The following is an 11,562-nucleotide window of genomic DNA, read 5'->3' as shown; positions in this document are numbered from 1 at the left end:
CCCGCGGACGGCCCCGCACCCGCCCGGACCGGGTTCTGGCGGACAGGGCCTACTCCTCCAGGGCCAACCGGGACTGGCTGCGCGCCCACCACATCCGCGCCACGATCCCGGTCAAGGCCGACCAGGCCGCCAACCGCCGCCGACGCGGCGGCGCCGGGGGCAGACCGCCCGCCTTCGACCCCGACGTCCACGAGGACCGCAACGCCGTCGAGCGCGGCTTCAGCCGCCTGGGGCACAACCGCGGCCTGGCCACCAGGTACGACAAGCTCGCCGTCCGATACCGGACCACCACCCGCATCGCCGCCATCGACCACTGGCTCAAACGACTTACATAACACGCCCTAATGTGGTGGCAATTCCCGCGGGGCTTCCGCCCGGGGTCGTCGGCACGGGTGGGGGCATCGTGGGAGCCCAGCCCCTCGACCAAGATTCGCTGATGCGATGTTGCCTCGTGGATCGAAACCGACCCTGCAATCAGACACCCCACTCGACGCTCGACTACTGCACGCCCAACGAGGTTGAACACGAACCGATCAGCCGCAAACACGCAGCCTGATACCACCAAAAACCACGGTCCGAAAAACACCGAGCACTCCACCCGGCCTTGCCATGCTCTACGTTTTCAGATAAATAATCTTCCTTCCAAAGCATTTCAAGGCCCCACAAAATACCACTTCGGGCTCGCTGGTGGACCCGTCTACGCTTGCGATCTTCGGTCACTGCCTCCAGCGTAAACCTCTATGAAAAGGTTTCAGTCTTTACCCGACGGGCCGTGCCAGATTCGTTTCAATACGGCGCGAGTCATCGAAGTGAGGTGATCTTGCGTCAGATTCTCCGAGTTTTTATCCGAAATCGACAAGTCACCTGCTACTCCAGTCACATATTCGTTCACTTCGTCGAAATTCTCGCTTATGATGCGCGTAATTTCACCAAGGCATGGAGTTCGCCTATGGATCCGACGGATCGCATCAATTTCTTTTCGCTCAAATGGCGCCACGAATATGTCGCCTTCATAATTTGCAGTGAAAGCCTCTACGACAGAGGCTACACCTTTTGAGGACATCCATGACTTTACTGGCGTACTGCGTTCATCGATTACGCACAGAGCTAGTGCCATGACATATCCTTGCGTCGGATACAGGCCAATTCCTAGTAGATATACTCGATCATTCTGGATAAGGCCGTCAACCGCCTCTTCGACAATCTTTCTCCGGGGCGATTCGCCTGTCTCATCCACGCCCAGTAACTCTTCAGCAAACTCGCGTTTAAGCGTATCAAGAAAAGTAACAGGAGTGTCTGCATCAAGGAATGTCGAGTGCGACCCAGAAGGAATAGGGCCAACCATTCCTCTGTTGTCGGCAACGTTGTTTCCTCTTCTATGAATGAGCATCAAAGCACCTTCATCGTTAACCACAACAGTCAGACAAGCCACTGCTGTCAGGGCAAAATAACCTCGAATCTTAATCGATTCAGATGCTGTTGTCCACATCTTGTGTCGAAGACGAGACAATTTTGTATTCGTACCATCAGCAGATGCCTGTTCAAATGCCGCCAATAAACCCATCCCTATGGAAGTGTTATAAAAATCATAGTACTCGCCCTCGTATAGGCTAAATCTGAATCCAGATTTATATGTCCCTGAAATGGAATTCGCAGCGAATACTCTTGACGACCATTTCGGCCCCTCTCCAGTAGTCGCTCTTAAGTTTGAAATCAGATTCCATTTCTTGTGTGGAAAAAGTCCAGCCTTTCTTAGTCTGGGGGTGATCCAGTCATCATATCCACCCTCTTTTAGAGTGATCTTAATGCTCTCGTCATTCATAAGTCGAAGAGGTCCTCCAGTATAACACCAGCCTGGGTATCCTAGAAGTCCTCCCAGTCTTTCTGAATCCTGAGAAAGAGGGCGAAGTGCGCCTGTTGCCCTATAATATTTACGATCAAGAATCGCCGAGTCGTTGGCAAACGTTCTATATGCCGACCTGAGATTGGCCTCACGACTCACGCGCCTGTTTGAAGCGTGGCTTGGCCAGGCGGCTATCAGTCCAGTAAGCGCTATAAGTAGTCCCAAGAAACCTATCATAATTATCTCCGATGAACTGAAGCAACTGTTATGAAACTCTTTTCCTCAAGTTCGCAAGCACATGTTCATGTGGTATTCCTATCTAATAGACTGTAATTGGTTGCGTGTCGATGTGTTGGCAAGAGTGCAGCGAGACCCATCCCAACTGTCGATGAGTGGCGCTAGCTCTCATTGTGGTCATAGATGGTTACGTTGCCAGGCCATCATCCACCATGACGGGCCTGTCGCGCTACTTCTTGAGGAGTGTTTTTGAGAACACTGCTGGTCCTTGAAGTCAGCGCAGGCGGACACGACGATGCGCGGGACCTCCTATAGCGAAGATCGTCGGCGTGGTCGCAGGAGATGGCCCATGAGTGCCGGGTCCAGGTCGCGCAGGTGAATTTTCCACGCTCTTCCAGCTGTTCGTGGACGGCCATGCCAGCCAGGAGGACAGCCCTGTGCGCCGAGTACTGGAAGTGCAGGCTGGCGATCTGGCCCAGGGTCATGGTGCCCTCGCCCGCCGCCCAGCCCGTCCGGAGCCGCATCCGACCCACCTGCGCACCGCCGCACCGATCCGACTCCCCAACGCAACCCGTCCGGTACCGCCCACTCCGACGGCGTGCGCGAGCGGGGCGGAGGATGGTTGAATCGCCCTCATGGCACGCAAGGCAGCACCCGAATCCCACCACCTGCGCCCGCTGAGGGCCGACGACGCCGCGGCGGTGCTGCGCGTCTTCGAGACCTCGCCGGGCATGGACCGCCAGGGCGAGGTGAGGGATCTCGAGGCGGCGAATGCTTATGTCAATCTGCTCTCCAATGGTTCGGAGCATCGGGGCTGGGCGATCGCGGGGGACGACGGCGCGCTCATCGGCCTGGTCGCCATCGACGTCGACGAGTCCAACCGCTCGGGCGCCGTGACGTACTGGATGGGCGAGCCCGACCGCGGTCGCGGACTCACCCGCCGCGCCGTGGCCACGATCGCCGACTGGGCCCTGAGCGAGGACGGCCTCGACCTGGACCGCCTGGACCTGGAGCACGTGGCGGGCGACCGCCACGCCGGCAACGTCGCGCGGGCCGCCGGGTTCCTCCAGGAGGGCACGCTGCGCGACAGGCTCCTCGACCCGGACGGCGGGCGCGAGGACGTCCTGGTCTACGGCAGGCTCGCGGACGACCCGCTGCCCATCGTCGCGCGCCTGGTCATGCGCCCGGCCTGAGCCCGGATCGGGAGACGCCGCCGCGGGCGTGGTGGGCTTCATGCGGTCAGGGTCCTGGCCGACGGCGGGCGCGAGGCCGACCCGCGCCCACGGGCTTCGTGCTCGCGCCGCGAGCTGCACCGGCGCCCGTCGGATGGCCTCCGAGCGCGTCACCCGCTCCGCACACACATGCATCCGATAAGGGGCATTATGACATTTCAGGGAAGCGCGACGCATCTCTCCCGCGGGGTCCGGCGCCGGGCGATCCGGTCCGTGTAGCCTGGCACGGGCGCGCCGGCCGGCGCGCCCGCCCACACCTCAGGGAGCCCGATGTTCCTCGCGCTGCGCGAGATCCGCCACGAACCGCTCAGGTTCGCGCTCATCGTCTCGGTCGTCGCACTGGTCGCCTACCTCGCCTTCTTCCTGGCCTCGCTGGCCATGGGCCTGGCACACCTCTACCGCGCCGGGATCGACGGGTGGAACGCGGGGAGCATCGTCGTCACCGACGCCTCCAACGAGAGCATCCCCGCCTCGCGCCTGAGCGACGAGCAGGTCGACGCCGCCCGGGAGCTGGCCGGCAGCCGCGGCACCACCGCCGCGACCCTGATCAGCGCCCCCGCCGTGGCCCAGGCCGCGACGGCGGACGACGGCGACGGCGTCCTGCGCGACGACGTCTTCGTCTTCGGCGTCGACCCGGACGGCGGGCTCGTCCCCGCCGTGACCGGCGGGCGGGCCATCTCGGACCCCGACCGCGAGGTCCTCGCGGACGAGTCCCTGAGGGCCGAGGGGCTGGACGCCGGCGACACCATCCGCCTGCTCGGCTCCGACCACGACTGGACGATCGTGGGCTTCACCCGCGACACCACCTTCCAGGCGGCCCCCGTGGTGACCCTGGACGCCGACGCGCTGCGCTGTCACGCCCCCGCCGCCCCGCCGCCCGCGGCCTCGGCCGTCGTCTACGGGGCGGATCTGAGCGCCGACGCCGACGCGCTCGAGCGGGCCCGCGACGCCGGGCTGAGCATCTTCACCAGCGAGCAGATCATCCGCTCCCTGCCCGGCTACTCGGCGCAGATCCTCACCTTCAGCCTCATGATCGGCTCCCTGGTCCTCATCGCCTCCACGGTCCTGGGGATCTTCATCTACGTCCTGACCCTGCAGAAGCGGCCGGTGATCGGGATCCTCAAGGCGCGCGGCGTGCCGACCGGCTACCTCGCCGGTTCCGGCTGCGCGCAGACCCTGGTGCTGTCGGGCGCCGGCATCGCGATCGGCTCGCTCCTGGCCCTGGGCACCTCCCTGCTCCTGCCCGGCACCGTCCCGTTCCGCTCCTCCGGCCCCCTCTACGCCCTCATCGCGATCGCCTTCGTCGCCGTGTCGGTGGCGGGCGGCCTCATCTCCGTGCGGGCGGTCGCCCGCATCGACCCGGTGGAGGCCGTCTCGTGAGCGCCGGGAAGGCCGGCCCCCCGGCGATGAGACTGGAGCGCGTGTCCAGGGACTACCGGCAGGGCGGCGAGACCGTCCACGCGCTGCGCAGCACCGACCTCGAGCTCCGCCGCGGCGAGCTGGTGGGGATCCTGGGCCCCTCCGGCTCGGGCAAGTCCACGCTCCTGACCATCATGGGCGGCCTGCGCAGCCCCTCGACCGGGACCGTGACCATCTCGGGCGAGCCCTTCTCCGCGCTGCCCGAGCGGCGCCGGGCCGACCTGCGCCTGCGCCGCATCGGCTTCGTCCTCCAGGCCTCGGGGCTGGTCCCCTTCCTCAGGCTCAACGACCAGTTCGCCCTGCACGACGCCGCGGCCCGCACCCGGGCCGACCCCCGCCGGCGCGACCGCCTCCTGGAGGACCTGGGCATCTCCCGGCGGGCCCGCGCCTACCCCGCGGACCTGTCGGGCGGGGAGCGCCAGCGCGCCGCCATCGCCGTGGCCCTCTACCACGACCCCGACATCGTCCTGGCCGACGAGCCCACCGCCGCCCTGGACACCCGTCGGGCCCGGGACGTGGCCCGCCTGCTGGCCGACCAGACCCACGAGCTGGGCAAGGCCGCCGTCATGGTCACCCACGACGAGCGCCTCCTGCCGGTGTGCGACCGGGTGCTGGTCATGCACGACGGCGTCCTGGCGCCCAGGTGAGGGCGCGCGCCCGGGGCGGACGTCCCGCCGCTCAGGGGCCCTGCAGGCTCATCTGCCGCGTCAGGCGCCGCGTCGCGCGCTGGGCGCTGACCGCCGCCCACACCAGGGTGACGCCCAGAATGGCGGTGAGCGTGCCCAGCGGCCAGAGCACCACGGCCGCCAGTCCCTTGGCCAGCAGCATGAGCAGCCCCAGGGCGCTGAGCACGACGCCGACGAGGACCCCGGTGCACCACAGCGGGCCGAGCAGCGCCGCCGGCGAGGCGGCCGGCGCCCCGGCCTCCCGGTCCGCGTGCGCCTCCGGCCCGGACACGGGGTTGCCCGACTCGTCGATGTAGAGGGTTCTGTTCATCTCGGGCGCATCCATGATGTGGACGTTATAATCCCGCCCTCAACCCCCGCCCTGCGAAGCCTGTGAATCGGCTGGGCGCACCGGCTCGGCTAGGGTCGGCACGTGCCCACCACGCCGCGCCGCCCCGTCTTCCCCACCGCCGTCTTCCTGGGCGACTCCGTCACGACGGGCTGGCGGTCGATCAGCCACCCGCGCAACCGCTGGACCTCCCTGGTGTGCGAGCACCTGCGCTGGCGCGAGGTGAACCTCGCCGCCGACGGCATGGGGTTCTTCGTCCGGCGCGGTGGGCACCTGCCCGGGGGCGGGCGCTCCCCCTCGTGCCGGGACTCGACCTGGCTGGAGACGGCGGTGCGCGCCGAGCCCGACGTGCTCACCGTGTGCCTGGGCCTGAGCGACGCCGCCGCCCTGCCCTCCCACCTCGACCTGGTCAGGCGGGCCGTCGGCCACGACCTGGAGTTCCTCGCGCGCAGGCTGCGGGGCGTGCCCGTCGTCGTCGCCCCCTACTTCCCGGCGCTCGACGTCGGCCCCCGCTTCGCCGTCGTGCGGCGCCTGATCCACGAGCGGGCCACCGAACTGGGCCTGAGCTCCTCCGACGCCGCCACCAGGGCCGTGGCCGGCGACGCCGCCAAGCTCGCCGCGGACGGCATCCACCCCGACGACGCCGGGCACGCCGCCATCGCCCGCGCCATGATCGGCGTCTACCGGCGCCTGGCCCCGTCGCTGTGCGGCCGGGGCGGCGCGCCGGTCCGATGATGAGCGGGCGGCCCCGGGGGACCTCGCCGCCGGGATAGAGTTGGTCCGATTCAGCCCCCGCGTCCGAGGAGGTCTTCGTGCCGCAGCCCCACGAGCCGACGCTCGCCGACGTCGCCCGGGCCGCCGGCGTGTCCCTGACCACGGTCTCGCGCGTGCTCAACAACCGCGGCTACCTCAGCCAGGCCACGAAGGACCGGGTGGCCGCGGCGATCAAGGAGCTGGGGTACCGGCCCAACCAGCTCGCCCGCGCCCTGCACGGCAAGTCCACCCGGACCATCGGCGTCATCGTGCCCACCGTGGCCCTGCCCTTCTTCGGCGAGCTCGCCGCCGAGCTGGAGGACGCCCTGGCCGTCCACGACTACCGGATCCTCGTGTGCAACTCGATGGGGCGGGCCGACCGCGAGCGCGAGTACCTCGACCTGCTGGTCTCCCACCGGGTCGACGGGATCGTCTCGGGGGCCCACAATGAGGACCTGTCCGAGTACGGCGCCATCCGCATGCCGCTGGTGGCGGTGGACAGGGACCTGTCCCCCGCCATCCCGAACGTCCGCTGCGCCAATGAGGAGGGCGGGAGGGCGGCGACCGGCCACCTCCTGGAGCGCGGGGCCCGCCGCCCCGCCCTGCTGACCTCCCGCGCCGGGGCCCACAACCGCCGCGAGGCGGGCTACCGCGGCGCGGTGGGGCGCGCGGGCGTGGAGCCGGTGGTCCTGACGGTCGACTTCCACACTCCCGCGCCGCTGCGGGCCGCGGCCGTCGCCGATCGCCTGGACCCGGTGGCGGACCGGGTCGACGCCGTGTTCGCCACCGACGACCTCAGCGCCGCCGAGGTCCTGGAGTGGGCGCGCGGGCGGGGCCTGCGGGTGCCCGAGGACTTCAAGGTGGTCGGCTTCGACGGGACGCTGGCCGTGCGCCGGGCCCTGCCGGGGCTGACGACGGTCCGTCAGCCCATCGCCGCTATCGCCCGGGAGGCGGTGGCCTCGCTGGTGGCCCAGATCGAGGCCGCGGCCGCCGGGGAGGATCCGCGCGCCGCGCTGGAGCGGCTCGTCGAGCTGCCGGGCGAGCTGGTGGTGGGCCGCACCACCTGATGGCCTGTCGCGTCGTCGGCGGTCCCGACGGCGCGCCGGCCCGCGCCCGCGGTGAGGCGGGTGCGGGCCGGCGGGGCCCCGGGGTGCGTCAGGAGGTGGCGGCCTCCTCCTCGGCGGGTGCGGGCTCGACGGCGTAGAGGGCGTCTCCGCGCTCGACCGGGCCGGTGTGCTCGTCGGTCACGGGGCCGAAGGCGGTGGCGTTGGACACGACGACGGGGGTGACCGTCTTGTAGCCGGCGTCCGCGACCGCCTTCCAGTCCACGTCCACGAGCGTCTGGCCGCGGCGGACCTTGTCGTGCTGCTTGACGCGCGGGGTGAAGTGCTCGCCCTGGAGGTTGACGGTGTCCATGCCCACGTGGATGAGCAGCTCGACGCCGGAGGCCGCGCGGATGCCGTAGGCGTGGCCGGTGGGGAAGGCGACGAGGACCTCGCCGTCGACGGGGCTGACCACGGGGCCGGAGTCGGGGTCGATGGCCAGGCCGGGACCGAGCATGCCCGAGGAGAAGATCTGGTCCTCGACCTCGCTCAGCGGCACGGCGCGGCCCTTGATGGGGGCGGTGACGGTGAGGTCCTGGGCGGCCTCGGCCGGGATCTCCACCTCGACGGCCGGGGCGGCGGCCGCGGCGCGCTCGGCGGTGGCGGCGGCCTCCAGGGCGGCCTCGTCCTCGTCCCCGGCCAGCGAGGCCCGTCCCTTGGCGGTGCGCGCGTAGGCGAAGGCGGCACCGAAGGCGAGGGCGAAGCTGAGCGCCTCCAGCAGGAGGTACTTGACGATGTCGTCGGGGCGGATGGACACGAAGCCGACGAAGCCGGCGGCGCCCAGGGCCTGGCCGCGCACGTTGAGCAGGGCCACGCCAGCGGCGCTGATGGCCGCCGCGCCCATGCCGATGAAGAAGGGCCAGCGCAGGCGCAGGTTGACGCCGAAGATGGCGGGCTCGGTGATGCCGAAGACGGCGGAGGCGCCGCTGGCCCCGGCCAGGCCCTTCATCTTGGCGTCGCGGGTGTTGAAGAAGACCGCCAGGGCCACGGCGCCCTGGGCGACATTGGCCACGGAGGCGATGGGGAAGATGAAGTCGCCCGCGCCCTGGAGCAGCGGGATCTCGACGGCGGGGAAGGACTGGTGCAGGCCGGTGACCACGATCGGGGAGTAGACCAGTCCGAAGAGCAGGCCGCCCACTGCGCCCAGGGTCGTGTACATCCAGTTCAGGCCGTCGGTGATCCAGATCGACAGCACGCGGGTGATCGGGCCGACGACGACGAAGGTGAGGAAGCCGGTGAGCAGGATGGTGATGAGCGGGGTGAGCAGGAAGTCGGCCGTGCCCGACAGCCGCTTGTGGAGCCACTTCTCGATGGTGGCCAGCATGAAGGCCATGCAGATGACGGGGATGACCATGGCCTGGTAGCCGATCTTGTCCACGTGCAGGCCGAACAGGTTCCACGCGTCGGCGGCCGGGATGGAGCCCTTGGCCATCAGGTCGGCGATGCAGGCGTTGTTGTCAAGCGAGCACTTGTCGCCGATGCCCTGGTACAGCCAGAAGTTGCTGGCGGCCGTCTCCTTGGCCATGTCGTAGGCGCTCAGCAGGGAGGTGGAGACCATGGCGGCGCCCATGGCCCCGCCCAGGTAGACGTTGCCGCCGAAGCGCTTGGTGGCGGAGAAGCCCACCAGGATGGGCAGGAAGGCGAAGGCCGCCGCCGAGACCATGTTGATGAGGCTGTCGTAGTCGGCCAGCCAGGACCAGCGCTGCACGAGCGACTGGTCGCCGAACAGGCCCTCGGCCGAGAGCACGTTGTGCAGGGCCATCATGAGGCCGCCGGCGATGAGGGCGGGCAGGATGGGGACGAAGATGTCCGCGATCATCTTGATGAAGCGGGAGAAGAGGTTGCCGCTCTTGGCGGCCTCCTGCTTGGCCTCGTCCTTGGAGACCTCCTTGACCCCGGACTTGACCATCTCGTCGAAGACGATGTCGACGTCGCCGGGGCCGACGATGATCTGGAACATGCCTCCGGCGACGAACGTCCCCTTCAGATCGGGATCCTTGTCGAGCGCCTTCTGGTCGACCTTGTCCAGGTCCGCCAGGACCAGGCGCAGGCGGGTCGCGCAGTGCGCCGCCGCCGTGATGTTGTCCGAGCCACCGACGTAGCCGATGACGTCCTTCGCCACTCGGGCGTGATCCATTGCCACCCGGGCTTTCCTTTCTCTGGGGCCTGTCCGCTCGACGCTGAGCACGACGGTGATCCTCGACGCGGGGACCGGCTGCGGCTGCCGGGCGTCCAGGCCTGTGTCAAACGATAGTCACATTACCCCGGTCACTCCCCGTCGGCAAGCGGAATCGGCGGCCCCTCGGCGTGTCGCGCCCGCGGATCCGCGCGGTCCCCCGGGCTCGCGGGCCGCGCCCAGCCTGCTGCTCCGGCCGGTCGCCTTCAGTCGAAGTGGACGGCCGCGACCGGGCCCAGGCGCACCGGTCCGTCGGCCACCAGGGCGGCGCCACTGGAGTCGGGCGCCACGAAGCTGCGCAGGGTGAAGGCGAGGTCGCCGTCGCCCACGAAGATCTCTGTGATGGAGCGGTCGTGCAGGACCTCCAGGCGCCCGGCCGCCCCGGCGGGCACGCCGACCGCGCGCCGGGCGCCGCGGCCGGTGTAGCGCGAGGCGGAGCGGTCCACGACCAGCTGCGGGCCCGAGGCCGTGCGGCGCAGGCACAGCGTCACGAAGCAGGCGTCGTCGCCGATGCGCAGCCCCACCGAGGCGCCCTCGCCCAGCTCCTCGACGCCCATGACCAGGTGCCAGGAGCGGTGGCCGTCGAGCTCGGGCAGGGGGGCGGCGCCGGCCGGGCGCGAGCAGGCGGCGCCCAGTGCCGGGGCCGAGTCGGGCAGGGCGGGGGCGGGGCGCTGGATGAGCCGCCCGTCGCGCAGGGACAGGGCGCGCGCCGCGGTCAGGGCGTGGACCCAGCCGCCGGTGGCGATGGAGGGCTGGTCGTCCTCGCCGGCGTTGCCGGCCCACCCGGTCAGCAGCACGGGCCCCGGCTCGCCGGGGCGCCGGGCGAAGGCCTGCGGGGCGTAGAACTCGAAGCCCCGGTCGACCTCGCGCACGGTGCCGTCGCACTCGCGCAGCTCGGTGCCCGCCAGACGCCCGACGGCGTAGACGCAGGGGAAGACGTTCTCGTAGCCCTCAGCCCCGGCCGGCCGGGCGCCCTGGGGGCACCAGATGAGCACGTCGCGCTCAAGGCCGGTGACCTCGTCGGTCAGGGTGACCAGGCCCGGGCACTCCCACATGAAGCCGAAGTCGTCCAGGGCCCCGCCGGCGTCGGGGAAGGTGATCTCCCCGGCCGGCTCCCAGGTCAGCAGGTCGCGCGAGCGGTAGAGCACGGCCGCGCCCGTCTCGTCGGCGCGCTGGACCCCGATGAGCATGCGGTAGGCGCCGGGGCGCTCGGGGTCGCGCGACACCTGCGGGTCGCGGTAGTGGGCGGTGTAGCCGGGGGCGTGGTCGGCGATGAGCGGATTGGCGGGCCACTTGGCGAAGTCGTCCAGGTCCGCGGAGGTGACCAGGCACTGGCTGGCCGTGCGCTCGTCGGTGACGGGGTCCTTGAGGTTGCCCGTGTAGAACAGCTGGTAGGGGGCCCGCGCCGGGGCGGCCCCGGCCTCCGCCCCGGTCAGGACGAGGGCGCTGCCGGAGTAGGCGCCAGAGGCGTCGTAGGGGCTGTCCGGGACGACGGCCACCCCGCGGTGGCGCCAGTGCAGCAGGTCCGTGGAGCTGGAGTGGCCCCAGTAGACCAGGCGGCGGGTCCCGTGCAGGGGGGTGAACTGGTAGAAGGCGTGGTAGGTCCCGGCGTCGACGAGCAGCCCGTTGGGGTCGTTGAGCCGGCCCACGGGCGGGGCGACGTGCACGAGCGGGTAGTCGGGGTCCTCCCCCGCCCGGGAGGAGGCGATCGCGTCGTCGGCCAGTGCCCGCAGGTCCTCAGTCATGCCGCGAGACTAACAGGGCCCGGGCCGCTCGCGGGGCTCG

The 11,562-nt window shown here is 69.5% G+C and carries 10 protein-coding genes; 6 read left to right on the top strand and 4 right to left on the bottom strand.

Going from position 1 to position 11,562, the window contains the following annotated elements; translation table 11 throughout:
• On the top strand, nt 1–335 hold a 335-nt coding region (locus tag G446_RS0110670), incomplete at its 5' end, for an IS5/IS1182 family transposase (RefSeq protein WP_026410141.1).
• A gap of 416 nt (nt 336–751) precedes the next feature.
• Here the strand turns inward: G446_RS0110670 and G446_RS20035 are convergent.
• Entirely contained in the window at nt 752–1,822 is a 1,071-nt protein-coding gene (locus G446_RS20035; protein WP_156916623.1) for a hypothetical protein, read from the bottom strand.
• Between the two features lie 893 nt (nt 1,823–2,715).
• Between G446_RS20035 and G446_RS0110665 the strand changes: the two genes are divergently transcribed.
• The 3 genes from G446_RS0110665 to G446_RS0110655 all read left to right on the top strand — a co-directional run bounded on the left by G446_RS0110665 (nt 2,716) and on the right by G446_RS0110655 (nt 5,378).
• Nucleotides 2,716–3,273, top strand: coding sequence for a GNAT family N-acetyltransferase (locus G446_RS0110665; protein WP_026410140.1), 558 nt, complete (start codon nt 2,716–2,718; stop codon nt 3,271–3,273).
• Nucleotides 3,274–3,582: 309 nt separating this feature from the next.
• A complete protein-coding gene (locus tag G446_RS0110660; RefSeq protein WP_026410139.1) occupies nt 3,583–4,692 on the top strand; it encodes an ABC transporter permease in 1,110 nt (369 codons plus the stop codon).
• A 41-nt stretch (nt 4,693–4,733) separates the two neighbouring features.
• Nucleotides 4,734–5,378: an ABC transporter ATP-binding protein gene (locus G446_RS0110655; protein ID WP_281170224.1), complete on the top strand. Its 645-nt coding sequence runs from the start codon at nt 4,734–4,736 to the stop codon at nt 5,376–5,378.
• A 31-nt stretch (nt 5,379–5,409) separates the two neighbouring features.
• Here G446_RS0110655 and G446_RS0110650 read toward each other — a convergent pair whose 3' ends face one another.
• Nucleotides 5,410–5,742, bottom strand: a complete 333-nt coding sequence (locus tag G446_RS0110650; protein ID WP_156916622.1) for a hypothetical protein — start codon at nt 5,740–5,742, stop codon at nt 5,410–5,412.
• Nucleotides 5,743–5,829: 87 nt separating this feature from the next.
• Here G446_RS0110650 and G446_RS0110645 point away from each other — a divergent pair, with 87 nt between their 5' ends.
• Nucleotides 5,830–6,480, top strand: coding sequence for an SGNH/GDSL hydrolase family protein (locus G446_RS0110645; protein WP_026410136.1), 651 nt, complete (start codon nt 5,830–5,832; stop codon nt 6,478–6,480).
• A gap of 77 nt (nt 6,481–6,557) precedes the next feature.
• Complete coding sequence (locus tag G446_RS0110640) at nt 6,558–7,565, top strand: LacI family DNA-binding transcriptional regulator (RefSeq protein ID WP_026410135.1); 1,008 nt, start codon at nt 6,558–6,560, stop codon at nt 7,563–7,565.
• An 88-nt stretch (nt 7,566–7,653) separates the two neighbouring features.
• On the opposite strand, the gene G446_RS0110635 is transcribed toward G446_RS0110640, so the two are convergent.
• Nucleotides 7,654–9,738 (bottom strand): PTS sucrose transporter subunit IIABC, encoded by a 2,085-nt coding sequence (locus G446_RS0110635; RefSeq protein WP_211228289.1) that lies wholly within the window; start codon nt 9,736–9,738, stop codon nt 7,654–7,656.
• 245 nt (nt 9,739–9,983) lie between these two features.
• Nucleotides 9,984–11,522: a glycoside hydrolase family 32 protein gene (locus G446_RS0110630; protein ID WP_026410133.1), complete on the bottom strand. Its 1,539-nt coding sequence runs from the start codon at nt 11,520–11,522 to the stop codon at nt 9,984–9,986.
• Nucleotides 11,523–11,562 lie beyond the last annotated feature (40 nt).

The organism is Actinomyces dentalis DSM 19115 (assembly GCF_000429225.1).
Lineage (GTDB): Bacteria > Actinomycetota > Actinomycetes > Actinomycetales > Actinomycetaceae > Actinomyces > Actinomyces dentalis.
Note: the sequence above shows the minus strand (reverse complement) of the source record. Positions and strands in the feature narration are given on the sequence as shown.

Excerpts from the sequence above, each read along its gene's own strand:
- G446_RS20035 (WP_156916623.1), bottom strand. The coding sequence starts at position 1,822 with ATGAATGACGAGAGCATTAAGATCACTCTAAAAGAGGGTGGATATGAT.
- G446_RS0110665 (WP_026410140.1), top strand. The coding sequence starts at position 2,716 with ATGGCACGCAAGGCAGCACCCGAATCCCACCACCTGCGCCCGCTGAGG.
- G446_RS0110660 (WP_026410139.1), top strand. The coding sequence starts at position 3,583 with ATGTTCCTCGCGCTGCGCGAGATCCGCCACGAACCGCTCAGGTTCGCG.
- G446_RS0110650 (WP_156916622.1), bottom strand. The coding sequence starts at position 5,742 with ATGGATGCGCCCGAGATGAACAGAACCCTCTACATCGACGAGTCGGGC.
- G446_RS0110635 (WP_211228289.1), bottom strand. The coding sequence starts at position 9,738 with ATGGATCACGCCCGAGTGGCGAAGGACGTCATCGGCTACGTCGGTGGC.
- G446_RS0110630 (WP_026410133.1), bottom strand. The coding sequence starts at position 11,522 with ATGACTGAGGACCTGCGGGCACTGGCCGACGACGCGATCGCCTCCTCC.